We start from the raw sequence: 17,269 nt of genomic DNA, 5'->3' as shown, positions 1-17,269 counted from the left end.
CTGTGACCGAACTGCCCGCCCCGCCCCGCACGCGAGGTGATCCGCCGTGTTCCTGGAAGCTCTCGGTTCCGCCCTGCTCGGCTTCGCCCTGGCCTGGGCCGCCGTGCTCCGGCTGCCCGACCGCCTCCCCGCACGGGGCGCCGTCCTCGTCACGGGCTCGCTCGGCGCCGTCTTCGGCGCCCTGGTGACCCACGGGGCCCTGGGTCCCGGCCACGTCCTCGCCACCCTGACCGGCGCGGTCGCGGTGGCGGCGGTGCTGCTCTCGCTGCTCGTCCGGCCGGCCTCGCGACGGCTGCGCCGATCAGCCGCGGCGGGCTGACCGGGGCGCCTGCGTCCCCCGGTCACGGCCCGCGACGCGACGCTAGGCCGCCAGGCCCAGCGCGGCCATCCGCTTGGTGTGCGCCTCGGTGATCCGGGAGAACATCCGGCCGACCTCGGCCAGGTCGAAGCCCGCGGCCATCCCGTCCACGCCGCCGACCAGCATCGTCGACAGCGCGTCGCGCTCGGCCACCACGCGCTGGGCCTGCGAGAGCGCCTCACCCATCAGCCGGCGGGCCCACAGCGCGAGCCGGCCGCCGACGCGGGGGTCGGCGTCGATCGCGGCGCGGACCTTCTCCACGGCGAAGTTGCCGTGGCCGGTGTCGTCGAGCACGGACAGCACCAGGCCGCGGGTGTCGGAGTCGAGGCGGGCCGCGACCTCGCGGTAGAAGTCGCTCGCGATCGAGTCGCCCACGTAGGCCTTGACCAGGCCCTCCAGCCAGTCCGACGGGGCGGTCAGGCGGTGGAAGTCGTCCAGCGCCTTGGCGAACGGCTCCATCGCCGTGGTCGGCTCGGCCTCCACGGCGGCGAGCCGGTCGCGCAGCCGCTCGAAGTGGTGGAACTCGGCGGAGGCCATCTTCGCCAGCTCCGCCTTGTCCGCGAGGGTCGGCGCCAGCTTGGCGTCCTCGGCGAGCCGCTCGAAGGCGGCCAGCTCGCCGTAGGCGAGGGCGCCGAGCAGGTCGATCACGGCAGCGCGGTACTGCGGCACGGCGGAGGCCGTGGCCCAGTCCTGGGCGGCGATACCGGTGGGTGTGGCGTTGTCAGGCGTCTCCATGAAGCGCACAATAGCCCGCTCCCGTACCCCGCCCAGGCGCTGGTCAGTGACTGTGACCGTGGCCTCGTCGGAAATTCTCCCAACACACATGCGCGATTCCGGGGTACAGTGGTAAGGCGCCTGTTGAGTATGCGGACATGCTTTCGCACGTTCGGACGTACTCCGTGGGCCGACTCATGAATGAGGATGCCCGGTCGGTGGCCCGATCGGCTCCGGCCCGACAACCCTTCCGGCGCACCCGCCGAGGGGTCCCTCAGCGGCACGACGCTCGAGCGACGGCAGTGGTCCCGCGCCACCCGGTCACGGCCTTCAAGGCCAGACCGGAAGTGATCCGGCACGGTACGACCCCCAGCGTTCGCCTCACGCCGCGTCTCACAGAAGAGGCAGTTCCCTGACTACGTTCCGAGACCTCGGGATTCTTCCCGAGACGGCCGAGGCCCTGGAAGCCGTCGGCATCGTTTCCCCCTTCCCGATCCAGGAGATGACGCTCCCGGTCGCCCTCTCGGGCACCGACGTCATCGGCCAGGCCAAGACCGGCACGGGCAAGACCCTCGGTTTCGGCCTCCCCATCCTGGAGCGCGTGACGGTCCCCGCGGACGTCGAGGCCGGCCGGGCGACGCCCGAGCAGCTGACCGACGCCCCGCAGGCGCTCGTCGTCGTCCCCACCCGTGAGCTGTGCCAGCAGGTCACCAACGACCTGCTGACCGCCGGCAAGGTGCGCAACGTGCGCGTCCTCGCCATCTACGGCGGCCGCGCGTACGAGCCGCAGGTCGAGGCGCTGAAGAAGGGCGTCGACGTGATCGTCGGCACCCCCGGCCGCCTGCTCGACCTGGCCGGTCAGCGCAAGCTGGACCTCTCCCACGTGAGGGCCCTGGTCCTGGACGAGGCGGACGAGATGCTCGACCTGGGCTTCCTGCCCGACGTCGAGAAGATCATCAACATGCTTCCGGCGACGCGCCAGACCATGCTGTTCTCGGCGACCATGCCGGGCGCCGTCATCGGCCTGGCCCGCCGCTACATGTCGAGGCCCACGCACATCCGCGCCACCGAGCCGGACGACCAGGGCGCGACCCACAAGAACATCACGCAGCGCGTCTACCGCGCGCACAACATGGACAAGCCGGAGATGGTCTCCCGCATCCTGCAGGCCCGTGGCCGCGGACTCGCGATGATCTTCTGCCGTACCAAGCGCACGGCGGCCGACATCGCCGAGCAGCTGGAGCGCCGCGGCTTCGCCTCCGGCGCGGTCCACGGCGACCTCGGCCAGGGCGCCCGCGAGCAGGCGCTGCGCGCCTTCCGCAACGGCAAGGTCGACGTCCTCGTCGCCACCGACGTGGCCGCCCGCGGCATCGACGTCGAGGGCGTCACGCACGTCATCAACTACCAGTCCCCCGAGGACGAGAAGACCTACCTCCACCGCATCGGCCGCACCGGCCGCGCGGGCGCGAGCGGTACGGCGATCACGCTGGTCGACTGGGACGACATCCCGCGCTGGCAGCTGATCAACAAGGCGCTCGAGCTGGACTTCAACAACCCGGTCGAGACCTACTCCAGCTCGCCGCACCTCTACAGCGAGCTGGACATCCCCGAGGGCACCAAGGGCATCCTGCCGCGCGCCGAGCGGACCCGTGCCGGTCTCGACGCCGAGGTGCTCGAGGACCTGGGCGAGCCGGGCGGCCGTCGGGCCCGCGGCCCGCGCCAGGAGAAGCAGGAGAAGACCGAGGAGCGTCCCGAGCGCACCCGGACCCCGCGCCAGCGCCGCCGCACCCGTGGTGGCTCCGAGGCCGGTTCCGCCGTGGAGACGCCGGCGGCGACGCCGGTCGAGTCCGCCGCGCCCACCGAGTCCGCCGCTCCCGCCGAGTCCGCAGCTCCCGCCGAGGCGACCACGCCGCGCACCCCGCGCCGCCGTCGCCGCACCCGCGCCACGGGCCAGACCGGCGTGCCGGTCGCCGGCGCGATCCAGGTCTCGGCCGCCGAGCCGGCCGCCGCCCCGGTGGCGGAGTCCGTCGCGCCCAAGGCCGAGCCGCGCGCCGCCGAGGTCCGCACCGCCGAGGCTCCGGCCGCCGAGACCCGCACGGTCGAGGCCCCGGTCGCCGAGGCCCCGGTCGCCAGGACCCGCACCGCCGAGGCCCCCGTGGCCGAGGCTCCCGCCGCGTCCGCTCCGGTCGCCGAGTTCCGGTCCGCCGAGGCTCCCGCCGAGGCGAAGCCGCGTCGGCGCCGGGGCCGTGGCGGGCGCACCGAGAGCGCCGCTCCGGTGGCCGCCGCCGCTCCCGCCGAGGCTCAGGCCGCGGCGCCGCGTCGGCGTCGGACCCGGCCGCGTCCGGTCGAGGACACCGTGACGTTCCAGACGGTCGAGACGGCCGCCGCGGCGCTCGCCGCCGACCGCCGTACCGCCACCGTCCCGGCCCAGACGACTCAGCCGGTCGAGGCGCCCAAGGCCCCGGTCGCCGAGGAGCCCAAGGCCCCCCGGCGCCGTGCGACCCGCAAGGCCACCGCCTCGGCGGAGACCCCGGTCCCGGCGCAGGCCGCCGAGCCCGTCGTCGCCGCTCCCGCGGCCCAGGCCGCCGAACCGGTCGCCGCCGCCCCGGTGGCTGAGGCCTCCGTGCCGGCGCAGACGTCCCCGGCTCCCCGGGCGCGCCGCCGTGCCACCCGGCCGGCCACCAGCCCGGGTGCGGTGATCGCCGAGGCCCCCGCGGCCCCGGAGGCCCCCGTGGCCCCCGCGCCGGTCGAGGAGGCGGCTCCCCGGCCGCGCCGTCGGGCGACGCGCAAGGCGTCCAGCCCGGTCACGACCACCCCGGCGGTCGAGGCCGTCATGGTGGTCGAGGCCCCGAAGGCCCCGGTCGTCGAGGCTCCCGTCGTCGAGGCTCCGGCCGTCGCGGCTCCTGTCGACGCGGCTCCGGCCGTCGAGGCCGAGGCGCCGAAGGCCCCGCGCAAGCGGGCCGTCAGGAAGGCCGTCGCCGTGGCGGCGACCGAGACCGCCGAGGCTCCGAAGGCGCCGCGCAAGCGGGCCGTCAAGAAGGTCGCCGAGCCGGCTGCCGCCTTCGAGACCCCGGCCGTGGAGGCCGAGGCCCCGAAGGCCCCGCGCAAGCGGGCCGTCAAGAAGGCCGTCGAGCCGGTGGCCGCCGTCGCCGAGACCCCGGCCGTGGAGGCCGAGGCCCCGAAGGCCCCGCGCAAGCGGGCCGCCAGGAAGGCCGTCGCCGCCGTGGCGCCGGACGCCTCGGAGCCGAAGACGCCCACCCGTCGGCGTACGACGAAGAAGGCGGCCGAGGCTCCGGCCGAGACCGCCGAGGCCCCGAAGGCGCCGCGCAAGCGGGCCGCCAAGAAGGTCGCCGAGCCGGAGGCGTAAGCGCGCAGCCGTCACCGCGGCCCGGTCCCTCGTCGAGGGGCCGGGCCGCGGTGCGTTCGCCTCCGGTTACAGTCCCTGTATGAGCAAGCCCCGGTCCCTGGCGCTGCCGCCCCGTACCCGTGCCTACCGCCTGCTGACCGCGCGCGGCTCCTTCGCCGTCCTCGACACGACCCCCGAGGGCGCGCCGCGCGGCACCGCCCTGCTGCTGCCCGGTTACACGGGCAGCAAGGAGGACTTCCTGGCCCTGCTCGCTCCGCTGAGCGAGGCCGGTTACCGCGCGGTGGCCGTCGACGGGCGCGGGCAGCACGAGACGCCGGGTCCGCGCGGCCGGGCCGCGTACCGGCGGAAGGCGCTGGCGCTGGACGCGGTGGCGCAGGCGGCGGCGCTCGGCGACGGGCCGGTGCACCTGCTGGGCCACTCGTTCGGCGGTCTGGTGGCCCGCGCGGCCGCGCAGCTCGCACCGGACGCGTTCCGCTCGCTGACCCTGTTGTCCTCGGGGCCCGGCCGGGTCGCGCGCTCCCAGCGGGTGCGGGTCCGGGCGCTGCGCACGGCGCTCGCGCTGCTGCCGAAGGAGCGGGTGTGGCGGGCGACGCGCTGGCTGGACAGCCGGGGCGAGGAGCCGGGCGCCTCGGATCCGCCGGAGATCGTGGGCTTCCTGCGCCGGCGCTGGATGCGCACCCGGATCGCCCAGCTGGCGGGCGCGGGCCGGCTGCTGCTCGGCGATCCGGACGGTACCGCGGCGCTCGCGGCCCTGCCGTTGCCGCTGCACCTCGCGTACGGCGACGAGGAGACGGTCTGGCCGGTGCCGGAGCTGGCCGCGGCGGCGGCCCGCACGGACGCGCACCACACGGTGGTGGCGGGCGCGGGCCACTCCCCCAACGTGTCGCACCCGCAGGAGCTCGCGGACCGGCTCACCGCGTTCTGGGACCGGGCCGCGCAGCTCAGTACTGGGTCTGCAGGTGCTGCCAGAAGCCGTCGCGCAGCGCGCGGCGCAGTGCGGCGTGGCCCCGCAGCGAGCGGCTGAGCAACCGTTCCGCCTCGACCAGGAGCTCCTGGTCGACGGGGCCCGGCAGGTAGGGGCGCCCGGGGAGCAGTTCGGCGAGCTGGTCGCGGCCGCGCTCGGCGAGCCAGGTCGCGGCGATCTGGGCGCCGACGAAGCGCACCTCGTCGCGTGAGGGCGGCGGCTCGCCCTCGTTCTCGAACATGGTGACGGGCTTGCGGGTGACGTAGGGACGGCAGAAGTCGAGCTCGAAGGTGCGCTGGCTGTCGACCTCCCAGAGCAGTGCCTCGGCCTGGTTGCGGCCCTCGGCGGCCTCGATGCCCCACAGGTGGACGCGGGCGCCGTAGCCCTGGGCGGCCTCGACGGCGGAGACCAGGTCCTCGTCGCCGCCGACGAGGGCGGCGTCGCTGATGGCGCGGTGGCGGGCGAGGGACTCCAGGTCGGAGCGGATGAGGGAGTCGACGCCCTTCTGCTGGTTGTTCGCGTTGAGGTTGCCGAGGCGGACCTTGACGTCGGGGAGCTCGGCGATGGACTGCTGCTCGGGGGTGTGGATGCGGCGCCGGGCGCCGTCGTACCAGTAGACGCGCAGCAGCCTGCTGTCCGCGAAGATCGTGCGGGCGGTGTCGATGAAGGCCTCGATCAGCCCTTCGGCGTCGAGGTCGAAGGAGCGCCGGTCCTCGGTGCCCGCGACCAGCAATCCGGCCGAAGCATAGACGTAACCCGCGTCGACGAAGATGGCATGGGTCGAGGGGGTCTTCGCCACCTCGACCAGCATCCGCCGCAGGAGTTCGTTGGTGCGCTCCAGACGGGCTTCCAGCGCGTCCGTCCGGTCCGTCCCGGCCTTCCCCACCGGCACGTAGTTAGTCATCCGAAAAATTTCCTTAGCGTAGGGAATGTTTGCAGGATGCATGTCGTTGTACAGGTACGTAAGACAGTTCTCCTCCAGGAGGAACACCTCAGACGAAGGGAGAAGCCCGTGCGCTTCGAAATCCTGCGACTCGACGACATCGACGGTACGCCCGTCGACCGGACCGTCGTGGACGCCGCCTCCGTCAACCGGATCGTGCAGCAGGCCGCCGCAATCGGTCAGCGCATCTGGATCCGCCCGGCCGAGACCTCGGCCTCGTAACCCGTAGAGCGCACCGCGCCCCCGCATGGACTCCGCAGAGCGGAATCCGTACGGGGGCGCAGTGGTGTCCGGGGGTCGTCAGGCGCCCTGGACGGTCCGGGGCGTCAGGAGCCCTGGATGACCTGGGTGACGCCGTTGATGATCTGCTGCACGGCGATGGCCGAGAGCATCATGCCGGCGAGCCGGGTCACGAGGACCACGCCGCCGTCCTTGATGACCCGGATGATCAGCAGCGAGTAGCGCATGGTCAGCCAGAGCACGACGTGCATGGCGGCGATGGCGGCCCACACGGAGACCTGGGAGGCCACGCTGTCGGCGTGCTGCACCGCGAGGATGACCGACACGATGGCACCGGGCCCCGCGAGCAGCGGCATGCCCAGCGGTACGAGCGCGACGTTGACGTCCTTGGTCTGCTTGGGCTCGTCGGTCTTGCCGGTGAGCAGGTCGAGCGCGATCAGCAGCAGGAGCAGACCGCCCGCGATCATCAGCGCGGGGACGGAGACGTGCAGGTAGGCCAGGATCTGCTGGCCGAGGATGCCGAAGACGGTGATGACGCCGAAGGCGACGGCCACGGCCTGCCAGGCCATGCGGCGCTGGACCTTGGCGGCTCGGCCGGAGGTGAGGGCGAGGAAGATCGGGGTGATCCCGGGGGGATCCATGATCACAAAAAGGGTGAGGAACAGGGAGCCGAAGACGGCGACGTCGAACACGGTGATGGGGCCTTGCGGGAAAGGGGCGTACAAGAACATCCGGAACCGAGGGTTCCGGAGAGAGGGCAGGATGATGCCCCGCGGGGGCCTGGGCCCCGAGGAGGGAAGGCCGGACCCTGCGGGCCGGACCGCGGACGGCCGGACCCGGGAGGGCCGGAGGGAGCCGGGCCCGGAGAGGTCCGGGGCCGGGGCGTGCTAGGCGGGTCCGCCCGCGCCCGGGACCGGGAACGCGCCCGTGGCCCGGCGGGTGATCTCGCCGTAGATCTCGGGGTCCGTCGTGCAGTCCCCGAGGCCGCAGGTCTTGCGGCTGCCGTGGTAGTCGCTGGAGCCGGTGGCCAGCAGACCGAGCTCGCCCGCCAGACCGCGGAGCCTGGCCCGGGTGGGCAGGTCGTGGTCCATGTGGTCGACCTCGATGCCGTCGAGACCGGCCTCGGCGAGCCGGGCGATCGCGGACTCGGGCACGCACTCGCCGCGCTTGACCGCCAGCGGGTGGGCGAAGACCGTCACGCCGCCGGCCGCCTTGACCAGGCGGATCGCCTCGACCGGGTCCAGCTCGTGCTTCTCCACGTGGGCCCGGCCGCCGTCGGCCAGCCACTCGAGCGTGAAGGCGCCGGAGACGTCGGGCACGACCCCGAGCTCGACCAGCGCCTCGGCGACGTGCGGGCGGCCCACGGAGCCGTCGCCCGCGATCCGGGCGACCTGCTCCCAGGTGACCGGGACGCCGAGCTCGCGCAGCTTGCCGACCATGGCCCGCGCCCGCGGCACCCGGTCGTCACGCACCAGCTCGCGCTCGGCGGCGAAGGCGGGCTCGTCGGGGTCGAAGAGGTAGGCCAGCATGTGCAGGCTCACGCCGTCGAGCCGGCAGGACAGCTCGGCTCCGGTGACCAGGGTCAGTCCCTCGGGCAGCGCGGCGACGGCCTCCGCGTAGCCGCGAGTGGTGTCGTGGTCGGTCAGCGCGACCACGTCGAGCCCGGCGGCGGCGGCGTTGCGCACCAGCTCCGCCGGGGTGTCCGTACCGTCCGAAGCCGTGGAGTGGGTGTGCAGGTCGATGCGCACGACGCGTGACTCCAGGGGCTCGGGGCGGACTGAGGCAACGCTCAAGGATAACGGGCGAATCGAACACTTCCGTACGGAGTCGGAAAAGCGCTCGCCCCTTACGCGAGCAGCCTCGGCGTCAGCGCCCCGCACGGCAGCAGCTCGACCTCCGAGCCCGCGTCCCGCAGGTCGGTCAGGACCAGCTCGTCGTACATCAGGAGCCCGGACTGCTCGGGCCACACGATGGCCCACAGCCACAGTCCGCGCGCCTCGCCCGCGAAGACCGCGCGGTCCTGCGGGGCGCCGGAGACGTGCCAGAGCGGGGTCGGGCGGCCGGCGGCGAGCACCTTGACCTGGGGCGCTTTGTCGATCGCCATCCCGGGTCCGGGATCGGGTCCGTCGATGCCCGCGTACCGCGCGCCGAGTCCGACTCCGAGCTCCTCGGCGACGAGGAGCAGTTCCCCGATGCCGCCGAGCGGACCGGGGCCGGAACAGGCGACGGCGGTCGCGCGTCCGCCGCTGCGGTCGTCACCGGCGTACGCGACGCCGGTGAAGAGCCATCCGACGGGCAGGGGCCACGGCATCCAGACCGGCACGTGGGCCCGGTGCACCACGACACCGAGGGCCTCGACGCTGGGCGGGATCACGGGCTGCAGCGGGTGCACCGAGCCATGCACGTCGCACTGCCAGGAGTCGGCAAAGAGACCGGGCGCCCTGACCCGGCCACCGCACTTCGGGCAACTGGGTTCGCCCCTCATAGGGCTCAACGGTCCTACCACCGGAGCCCCGCGTCAAGGACGATCACCAATGATCACCCGTCCGGCCCGGGACGTTCACCCTCGGTCGGACCCGAGCACGGCCCGCACAGATCCGGCCACCGCACTTCAGGGGCGCCGTCGTGCGCGAGGACTCCGCACCCACGCGTTCCTCGCGCCGCGACCCGGCTAGTCCAGCGTCACCGACCTGCGCAGCGGATCGCGCAGGTCCGTGCCGTTCGCCAGCCAGCGCTCCTCCAGGGCCTGCGCCCCGTGCACCCGCTTCCACGCCGCCTCGTTGGAGGTCATCGGCAGCAGCGGCAGGAAGCGCACCGGGTCCAGCGGCTCGTCGAGGTCCAGGTCCTCGACGAGCCCGCCCGACTCGGCGACCAGCACCGAACTGAACGGGGCGCCCGGCCACAGCGGCTCCCCCACGTCGAGCGAGGCGCCGGGGGCCACGACCACGCCCTCCACCTGCGGGGTGGCGGCCAGCACCGCGAGCGGGCGCAGCACCTTGTCGGTGTCGGCGAGCCCGTTCCGTACCGAGAGGACCAGCTCGGCGCGCGGGCCCTTCACCGGGTCCGCGAGCACGGCGGTCGGGTCGGCCATCGGCTGGGCGGACATGCCGAGGGTGGCGTAGCGCACCAGGCCCGCGTCGGCGTCGACGAAGCGCAGGACCTCGATGCGGTCGGTGCCGAGAAAGGTGACCGCGGCCCGCGCGTCCGGCTCGCCGAGAGCCGTGCGGAGCCGGGCCTCGACCAGCGCAAGAATTTCTCCCATGCGGCGAGCATAAAGCGCGTATGGAACGGGCAAAGTAAGGGATTGACCCTCTGTCGGCTGATAGTCTTGGCCACTGGTCGGGATTCCCGACTGCTCGTCACACGTCATCCCTCACGAGGGACCGGCCGGAGGAGGTGGGACTGCGGTGGATCGAAGTCGATCGGGCAGTACCAAGCGCTCTTCCGCCCCGCACCCCAGCCCGGTGCGTTCCTCCCTCCGGTGACGCGGGCCCCGTTCGGGCCCCTCCTCTCCGGCATCTCGCACGACGGAAGAGCACGTCTCTCTTTGCCTGTCTGTAGCGAACGCCGTCATCGCGATCCTTCGGTGCCGCCCGCTTTGTGGACGACGTACCACCACGTCCCCATTCCGGGCTGCGCCACGCTCGCCGACGGCCTCTCCGTGAAGGAGCATGCCCATGTCGATGATCCGTGACCTGCGCGCCGCCGTCCGCCCCTCCCTGCGGCACCCCCTGCGCAAGACCGACGCCGCCTCCCCGTACGCCAACTACGACGCCACCCGCGACCCCACGGCCGCCACCGCCGTCGTCGACTGCGCCGTCTACCGCGACGGACGCCGGATCGACGACCGGGACTGCCTCACGCCGCGCGGCGCGATGCGCCAGGTACGGGACGCCGGCGGCTTCGCCTGGATCGGCCTGCACGAGCCGACCGAGGCCGAATTCGCCGGTATCGCCGCCGAGTTCGGGCTGCACCCGCTGGCCGTCGAGGACGCCGTCCACGCCCACCAGCGGCCCAAGCTGGAGCGGTACGACGACACCCTCTTCACCGTCTTCAAGACGATCCACTACGTCGAGCACGCCGAACTCACCGCGACCAGCGAGGTCGTCGAGACCGGCGAGGTCATGTGCTTCACCGGCCCCGACTTCGTCATCACCGTCCGGCACGGCGGCCAGGGCTCGTTGCGCAACCTCCGGCACCGCCTCCAGGGCGAGCCGGAGCTGCTCGCCAAGGGCCCCTCGGCCGTGCTGCACGCCATCGCCGACCACGTCGTCGACGGCTACATCGCGGTCGCCGACGCCGTCGAGCTCGACATCGACCAGATCGAGATCGACGTCTTCTCGCCGCCCGCCAAGGGTTCCACGCGCGGCGCCGACACCGGCCGGATCTACCAGCTCAAGCGCGAGGTCCTGGAGTTCAAGCGGGCCGTGACGCCGCTGCTGCGCCCGATGCAGCTGCTGAGCGAGCGCCCGATGCGGCTGGTCGACCCCGACATCCAGAAGTACTTCCGCGACGTCGCCGACCACCTCGCACGCGTCCAGGAGCAGGTCGTCGGCTTCGACGAGCTGCTGAACTCGATCCTCCAGGCCAACCTGGCGCAGGCGACCGTCGCGCAGAACGAGGACATGCGCAAGATCACCTCGTGGGCGGCGATCGTCGCCGTCCCGACGGCCGTCTGCGGCGTCTACGGCATGAACTTCAAGCACATGCCGGAGCTGGAGTGGCGGTACGGCTACCCGATGGTGCTGGTCGGCATCGCCGCCATCTGTTTCACCATCCACCGCACCCTCAAGCGCAACGGCTGGCTGTAGCGCGGGCCGCGCACGCCGCTCGATAGGCTGCGGGGCATGACAGACGCGCTGCTCGGGTCCGCCCTCGTCGAGGAGGCCACCAAGAAGTCCGGCCTCATCTGGGTACGGGGCGAGGACTCCGCCGCCCGTGCGCTCTGGCACGTCTGGGCCGACGGCGCCGCGCTCGTCGTCGGCGACGGCCCCGGCGAGCAGCCGCTGCCCGGACTGGTCGACGGCGGCACCGCCGAGGTCACCGTCCGCAGCAAGGACAAGGGCGGCCGGATCGTCGCCTGGACCGCCACGGTGAGCGAGCTCGCCCCGCGCGGCGAGGCCTGGGAGGCGGCGGTCGCCGAACTGAAGGGCAAGCGGCTCAACGCGCACGACGGCGAGGCGATGCCCGAGCGCTGGGCGCGCGAATGCCGGGTGGTGCGCCTGGAGCCCCGCTCCTCCACCACCGACCTGCCGGACGGCTCCCTGGCCGCCGTACCGCTGCCGTCGCCGGTGCTCACCCGCCGGCCGATCCCGGCGGGCCTGCCGAAGCTGCTCTTCAAGAGGCGCCGGAAGAGCTAGTCGGGCCGGGTGGGCGGCGCCGTCCGCCCGCAGCGACGGGCGCGACGTCCCGGACCCGGACCGGGCCTCAGGCGCGCGGCAACTGCTTGCCGTAGTCCAGGGTCTGGCTCTTCGACGGGGCGGCGAGCGGGAAGTCCTTGTTCCACTCGGAGAGCATCACCACGCCCGCACCGCCGCCGCGCGCGAAGCGCAGCGGGAACGGGGTGCCCTCCAGGGCCACGTCGAGCGAGCCGCCCTCGGCGTCCTCGCCGCCCTTGACGTTGACCGTGCGGATGCCGCCGATCTTGTCGTGGTCGCCCTTCACGACCTCCCCGTGCAGCCCGATGAGTCCGTCGAGCAGCAGGTCCATGTCGGTGAAGCCGCGCAGCTGCTTGTACGAGGGGTCGTCCTGCGGCACCTTCACGTACATGTCGTCCAGCTTGTCGGCCGCCTCGGAACCGGCCTCCGACGGCGCCTCGGTGGAGGCGTCCTCGTGCGCCCAGAAGCCCGCGTCGGCCTTCATGTAGAGCGCCTCGCCGACCCGCAGCAGCTCGAAGGTGCTGTTCTTCGTGATCACCGAGCCGCTCGCGCCGTCCTGCTTGAGCCGCATGTTCAGCTTGTACGTGCCGCCCTTGCTGACCAGCGTGCCCGCGAGACGCACCGCCTTCGCGCCGTCCGCGGCCGACTGCGCCTTCTCCTCGATGGCCGTCGGGGACAGTCTTCCGACGCCGTTGGTCCCCTCGTCCGGGTCGGCGGCGCAGGCGGTCAGGGAGGCCGCGAGGCCCGCGCAGAGCGCCAGGGGCAGGGCGGCCCTGCGGATGCGCGAGGACGGAAGGCGAACGGTCACCAGGGCTGCCTCTCGGGTCGGTGGGGGGACGGGCCAGTGGGAGCCGGATGCCGGTGGGAACGGCAGACCGCAGCGTACCCGTGCCGGGTGACGTACCCGCAGGCAGCCGGACGGGCGCTCTGCCGGAGCGGCGTACGGCGGCACGGGCTAGCCTGAACCAGGCACAGCTGGAAATGACCCGAATCGTGCGGCACCGAGGAGGCGCGTGGCATGGCGGCAGGCGCCCCCCGGATCTTCGTCTCGCACCTCGCCGGCGTCCCCGTCTTCGACCCCGTGGGCGACCAGGTCGGCCGGGTCAGCGACCTGGTGGCCATGCTGCGGGTGGGCCGGCGCCCGCCGCGGCTGCTCGGCATGGTCGTGGAGGTGCTCTCCCGGCGCCGGGTGTTCGTGCCCATGACCCGGATCACCGGCGTCGAGTCCGGACAGGTCATCACCACCGGCGTCGTCAACATGCGCCGCTTCGAACAGCGCCCGACCGAGCGGCTCGTGCTCGGCGAGCTCCTCGACCGGCGGGTCCGTCTGGTCGGGCCGCAGGGCCAGGAGGGCGAGGAGGTCACCGTCCTGGACGTGGCCATCCAGCAGCTGCCGGCCCGCCGCGACTGGGAGATCGACAAGGTCTTCGTCCGGCGCGGCAAGGGCGGAGCGCTGCGCCGCAAGGGCGAGACGCTGACCGTGGAGTGGTCCGCCGTCACCGGCTTCTCCCTGGAGGAGCACGGCCAGGGCGCCGAGAACCTGGTGGCCACCTTCGAGAAGCTGCGCCCCGCCGACCTCGCCAACGTGCTGCACCACCTCACCCCCAAGCGCCGGGCCGAGGTCGCGGCGGCCCTCGACGACGACCGGCTCGCCGACGTCCTGGAGGAGCTGCCGGAGGACGACCAGATCGAGATCCTGGGCAAGCTGAAGGAGGAGCGGGCCGCGGACGTCCTGGAGGCGATGGACCCGGACGACGCGGCCGACCTGCTGTCCGAGCTGCCGGAGGAGGACAAGGAGCGGCTGCTGACGCTCATGCAGCCGGACGACGCCGCGGACGTGCGCCGGCTCATGTCGTACGAGGAGCGGACCGCGGGCGGTCTGATGACCACCGAGCCGATCGTGCTGCGCCCGGACGCGACGGTCGCCGACGCGCTGGCCCGGGTGCGCCAGCAGGACCTCTCCCCCGCGCTGGCCGCGCAGGTCTACGTGTGCCGCCCGCCGGACGAGACGCCGACGGGCAAGTACCTGGGCACGGTGCACTTCCAGCGGCTGCTGCGGGACCCGCCGTTCACGCTGGTCAGCTCGCTCGTCGACAGCGATCTGCCGCCGCTCGGCCCCGGCACCCCGCTGCCGGCCGTCACCAGCTACTTCGCCGCGTACAACCTGGTGGCGGCGCCGGTGGTGGACGAGAGCGGCTCCCTGCTCGGGGCGGTGACGGTGGACGACGTGCTCGACCACCTGCTGCCGGACGACTGGCGCGAGACCGAGTTCCACGAGGAGGGGGTGCACCGTGGCTGAGCGCACGCAGGAGCGGGACCGCGAGCGGGAGCGGCAGCTGCCCCGGATCCGGCTGGACCAGCCGCGCGTGCGGCGCCCCCGGTTCCTGCCCGAGTACGACCCGGAGGCCTTCGGGCGCCTCTCGGAGCGGATCGCGCGCTTCCTGGGGACGGGGCGGTTCATCGTCTGGATGACGGTGATCATCATCGCCTGGGTGGTGTGGAACGTCTCCGTCCCGGACTCGCTGCGCTTCGACACGTACCCGTTCATCTTCCTGACCCTGATGCTGTCGCTGCAGGCCTCGTACGCGGCGCCGCTGATCCTGCTCGCCCAGAACCGGCAGGACGACCGGGACCGGGTCAACCTCGAACAGGACCGCAAGCAGAACGAGCGCTCGATCGCGGACACCGAGTACCTGACCCGGGAGATCGCGGCGCTGCGGATGGGCCTGGGCGAGGTGGCCACCCGCGACTGGATGCGCTCGGAGCTCCAGGACCTGCTGAAGGAGCTGGAAGAGCGCAATCCCCGCGGCGATGGGGAGCGCCGGGATCTATTCCCGGGAGACGGCTCGCGGGGGAGTGACGTACCCGACCGTTGACAGGGCTTTCATGGGCCGGTGGTCGTCGCCGTACCATCTGTTCTATGGCTACGGAAGACGCGGTGCTTGAGGCACTGGCGACGGTGAACGACCCCGAGATCAACAAACCGATCACCGAGCTCGGCATGGTGAAGTCGGTGGAGATCGGATCCGACGGCAGGGTCGCCGTCACGGTCTATCTCACGGTCTCCGGCTGCCCGATGCGCGACACCATCACCCAGCGCGTGACGGACGCCGTCTCCCGCGTCGAGGGCGTCACGGGTGTCGACGTCACGCTCGACGTGATGAGCGACGAGCAGCGCAAGGAGCTCGCCTCCGCGCTGCGCGGCACCACCGCCGAACGCGAGGTCCCGTTCGCCAAGCCCGGATCGCTCACCCGTGTGTACGCGGTGGCCTCCGGCAAGGGCGGCGTCGGCAAGTCCTCGGTGACGGTCAACCTGGCGGCGGCGATGGCGGCCGACGGGCTGAAGGTCGGTGTCGTGGACGCCGACATCTACGGTCACAGCGTGCCGCGCATGCTGGGCGCGGACGGGCGTCCGACCCAGGTCGAGAACATGATCATGCCGCCGTCGGCGAACGGTGTGAAGGTCATCTCCATCGGCATGTTCACCCCGGGCAACGCCCCGGTGGTGTGGCGCGGCCCGATGCTGCACCGCGCGCTCCAGCAGTTCCTCGCCGACGTGTACTGGGGCGACCTGGACGTCCTGCTGCTCGACCTGCCGCCGGGCACCGGCGACATCGCGATCTCCGTCGCCCAGCTGGTGCCGAACGCGGAGATCCTGGTCGTCACCACCCCGCAGCAGGCGGCGGCGGAGGTGGCCGAGCGGGCCGGTTCGATCGCCGTGCAGACCCACCAGAAGATCGTCGGTGTGGTCGAGAACATGGCGGGCCTGCCGTGTCCGCACTGCGACGAGATGGTCGACGTGTTCGGCACGGGCGGTGGCCAGAAGGTCGCCGACGGGCTGACGAAGACCACCGGCGCGACCGTTCCGGTGCTCGGCTCGATCCCGATCGACGTGCGGCTGCGCGAGGGCGGCGACGACGGCAAGCCGGTCGTCCTGTCCGACCCGGACTCCCCGGCCGGCGCGGCCCTGCGCGCCATCGCCGGCAAGCTGGGCGGCCGCCAGCGCGGCCTGTCGGGCATGAGCCTGGGCATCACGCCGCGCAACAAGTTCTGAGACGGGGAAAGGGCGCCCTTCGGGGCGCCCTTTCGCGTGTCCGCGGGCTTTGGCCGGCGTGCCGTCAGGCGTATCCGCCCAGGTCCTTGACGGTCGCGAAGCCCAGGCCGTACGCGCTCATCCCGCGCCCGTAGGCCCCGATGTGCACGCCGGTCGCCGAACCGGCCAGCACCCAGCCGAACTCGGACTCGCGGTAGTGGAACGGCACCGGGACCCCGTCCACGGGCAGCGAGAGCGTCGACCAGGCCGGGCCTTCCAGGTCGTCGGCGAGCTCGAAGGCCGTCTCCGTCTGCTGGTCCAGCCAGTTGTCCCGCCGCGTGTGGTCGAGGTTGGCGGGCCAGGTGTGGGCGAGCAGCCCCGAGCCGGCCAGCCAGGCCGCGGAGGAGACCGTGGTGGCCTCCAGGACGCCCGTGCCGTCGCCGGTGCGGCGCACGGGGTTCGCGGCGACGGTCACGACGACGGCGAAGCGCTCCTTCTCCGTGCCGGCGGCCTCGGACTTTATCGACGGCTCGTCACCGTGGCCCATCGAGCCGTACTGGACGGTGCCGTCCGCGGCCGTGCCGATCTGCATCAGCCGGCGCGGGCCGGTGAACGCCTCGTCGAGCCCGTACCAGGCGAAGGGCGCGCGCAGAAACCCCTCGGTCTCCACCCGACTCGTCGTCTTCATCTCGGCCGCCTCCTCGTCACGCCCCCGGACCTCGTCCGGGGGTACCCCCAGGAGGGAGGATAGCCACCGAGCCGCACCGGTACGGTGACAGGCCGTCGTCAGGTGGCGTCGGAGTCGTACGGCGGGCGCTCGCCGGTGTCCGGCTTGTCCTGCTTCTTCAGGAGGTCCGGCTGGCCGGAGCCGTTCACCGCGGCGGGCGCGGTGGGCGCGGCCGGCGCGGTCTCGCGGCCGTGGACGGCGTCGGCGACCTCGTTCATCTCCTTCTTCAGGTCGAAGCTGGAGCGGAGTTCGTTGAGCTCCTTGAAGTCCTGGTTCTCCGCGAGCTGCTTGCGGATGAAGTTCTTCGGGTTGAGGTCCTCGAACTCGAAGTCCTTGAACTCCGGGCCGAGCTCGCTGCGGATGTCCGCCTTGGCGCTGTCCGAGAACTCCCGGATCTTGCGGACGAAGCGTGAGACGTCCTGGATCATCTTCGGCAGCTTCTCGGGGCCGAAGATGAGCACGGCGAGCACCACGAGCGTCACCAGCTCGAGTGCGCCTATGTCGCTGAACACCCTGTAGCTCCTTCACGCCGGTCCCGGGCCCGG

18 protein-coding genes are annotated in these 17,269 nt (G+C 72.9%); 9 read left to right on the top strand and 9 right to left on the bottom strand.

Annotated elements, in window-relative coordinates; genetic code table 11:
- The first annotated feature begins 46 nt into the window (after nt 1-46).
- The gene (locus OG309_RS24620; RefSeq protein WP_329423791.1) at nt 47-319 is read left to right on the top strand and encodes a hypothetical protein; all 273 of its coding nucleotides are present in this window, start codon (nt 47-49) and stop codon (nt 317-319) included.
- 42 nt (nt 320-361) lie between these two features.
- On the opposite strand, the gene OG309_RS24615 is transcribed toward OG309_RS24620, so the two are convergent.
- Entirely contained in the window at nt 362-1,093 is a 732-nt protein-coding gene (locus OG309_RS24615; RefSeq protein ID WP_329423790.1) for a ferritin-like fold-containing protein, read from the bottom strand.
- 481 nt (nt 1,094-1,574) lie between these two features.
- Between OG309_RS24615 and OG309_RS24610 the strand changes: the two genes are divergently transcribed.
- Complete coding sequence (locus OG309_RS24610; RefSeq protein WP_329423788.1) at nt 1,575-4,439, top strand: DEAD/DEAH box helicase; 2,865 nt, start codon at nt 1,575-1,577, stop codon at nt 4,437-4,439.
- Nucleotides 4,440-4,518: 79 nt separating this feature from the next.
- On the top strand, nt 4,519-5,463 hold the full coding sequence (locus tag OG309_RS24605) for an alpha/beta fold hydrolase (RefSeq protein WP_329423786.1): 945 nt from the start codon (nt 4,519-4,521) through the stop codon (nt 5,461-5,463).
- On the opposite strand, the gene OG309_RS24600 is transcribed toward OG309_RS24605, so the two are convergent.
- Nucleotides 5,381-6,307, bottom strand: a complete 927-nt coding sequence (locus tag OG309_RS24600) for an NYN domain-containing protein (protein WP_329423784.1) — start codon at nt 6,305-6,307, stop codon at nt 5,381-5,383. The two genes, OG309_RS24605 and OG309_RS24600, sit on opposite strands and share 83 nt — an antisense overlap.
- A 108-nt stretch (nt 6,308-6,415) precedes the next feature.
- Here OG309_RS24600 and OG309_RS24595 point away from each other — a divergent pair, with 108 nt between their 5' ends.
- Complete coding sequence (locus OG309_RS24595; protein ID WP_086823662.1) at nt 6,416-6,568, top strand: hypothetical protein; 153 nt, start codon at nt 6,416-6,418, stop codon at nt 6,566-6,568.
- A 104-nt stretch (nt 6,569-6,672) separates the two neighbouring features.
- On the opposite strand, the gene OG309_RS24590 is transcribed toward OG309_RS24595, so the two are convergent.
- From OG309_RS24590 to OG309_RS24575, 4 genes are all read right to left on the bottom strand, one after another.
- Entirely contained in the window at nt 6,673-7,278 is a 606-nt protein-coding gene (locus OG309_RS24590) for a MarC family protein (RefSeq protein WP_329423782.1), read from the bottom strand.
- Nucleotides 7,279-7,473: 195 nt separating this feature from the next.
- Complete coding sequence (locus OG309_RS24585) at nt 7,474-8,334, bottom strand: PHP domain-containing protein (RefSeq protein WP_329428523.1); 861 nt, start codon at nt 8,332-8,334, stop codon at nt 7,474-7,476.
- A 98-nt stretch (nt 8,335-8,432) separates the two neighbouring features.
- Entirely contained in the window at nt 8,433-9,071 is a 639-nt protein-coding gene (locus tag OG309_RS24580) for a DUF6758 family protein (protein ID WP_329423780.1), read from the bottom strand.
- A 186-nt stretch (nt 9,072-9,257) separates the two neighbouring features.
- A complete protein-coding gene (locus OG309_RS24575) occupies nt 9,258-9,848 on the bottom strand; it encodes a suppressor of fused domain protein (RefSeq protein ID WP_329423778.1) in 591 nt (196 codons plus the stop codon).
- Between the two features lie 415 nt (nt 9,849-10,263).
- Between OG309_RS24575 and OG309_RS24570 the strand changes: the two genes are divergently transcribed.
- Both OG309_RS24570 and OG309_RS24565 read left to right on the top strand, forming a co-directional pair.
- Nucleotides 10,264-11,397 (top strand): magnesium and cobalt transport protein CorA, encoded by a 1,134-nt coding sequence (locus OG309_RS24570; protein WP_329423776.1) that lies wholly within the window; start codon nt 10,264-10,266, stop codon nt 11,395-11,397.
- A gap of 36 nt (nt 11,398-11,433) precedes the next feature.
- Nucleotides 11,434-11,946, top strand: coding sequence for a hypothetical protein (locus OG309_RS24565; protein WP_329423774.1), 513 nt, complete (start codon nt 11,434-11,436; stop codon nt 11,944-11,946).
- 67 nt (nt 11,947-12,013) lie between these two features.
- Here the strand turns inward: OG309_RS24565 and OG309_RS24560 are convergent, their stop codons facing one another.
- Nucleotides 12,014-12,772 carry a hypothetical protein gene (locus tag OG309_RS24560; RefSeq protein WP_329423773.1) on the bottom strand — a complete coding sequence of 253 codons (759 nt, stop codon included), beginning with the start codon at nt 12,770-12,772 and terminating at the stop codon, nt 12,014-12,016.
- A 210-nt stretch (nt 12,773-12,982) separates the two neighbouring features.
- On the opposite strand from OG309_RS24560, the gene OG309_RS24555 reads away from it, so the two are divergent.
- Genes OG309_RS24555 through OG309_RS24545 form a run of 3 tightly spaced genes read left to right on the top strand, consistent with a single transcriptional unit; the run spans nt 12,983 to nt 16,018 of the window.
- Nucleotides 12,983-14,263 carry a magnesium transporter MgtE N-terminal domain-containing protein gene (locus tag OG309_RS24555; protein WP_329423772.1) on the top strand — a complete coding sequence of 427 codons (1,281 nt, stop codon included), beginning with the start codon at nt 12,983-12,985 and terminating at the stop codon, nt 14,261-14,263.
- Nucleotides 14,256-14,840, top strand: coding sequence for a DUF1003 domain-containing protein (locus OG309_RS24550; protein ID WP_329423770.1), 585 nt, complete (start codon nt 14,256-14,258; stop codon nt 14,838-14,840). The genes OG309_RS24555 and OG309_RS24550 overlap by 8 nt, the downstream gene beginning before the upstream one ends.
- A gap of 44 nt (nt 14,841-14,884) precedes the next feature.
- A complete protein-coding gene (locus OG309_RS24545; protein WP_329423769.1) occupies nt 14,885-16,018 on the top strand; it encodes an Mrp/NBP35 family ATP-binding protein in 1,134 nt (377 codons plus the stop codon).
- Between the two features lie 64 nt (nt 16,019-16,082).
- Here the strand turns inward: OG309_RS24545 and OG309_RS24540 are convergent, their stop codons facing one another.
- Together OG309_RS24540 and OG309_RS24535 are read right to left on the bottom strand one after the other, a co-directional pair.
- Nucleotides 16,083-16,685 (bottom strand): hypothetical protein, encoded by a 603-nt coding sequence (locus OG309_RS24540; protein WP_329423767.1) that lies wholly within the window; start codon nt 16,683-16,685, stop codon nt 16,083-16,085.
- A gap of 98 nt (nt 16,686-16,783) precedes the next feature.
- Nucleotides 16,784-17,236, bottom strand: coding sequence for a sec-independent translocase (locus OG309_RS24535; protein WP_329423766.1), 453 nt, complete (start codon nt 17,234-17,236; stop codon nt 16,784-16,786).
- Nucleotides 17,237-17,269 lie beyond the last annotated feature (33 nt).

It is taken from the genome of Streptomyces sp. NBC_01268 (assembly GCF_036240795.1).
GTDB lineage: Bacteria > Actinomycetota > Actinomycetes > Streptomycetales > Streptomycetaceae > Streptomyces.
This window is presented reverse-complemented; position numbering and strand designations above follow the sequence as displayed.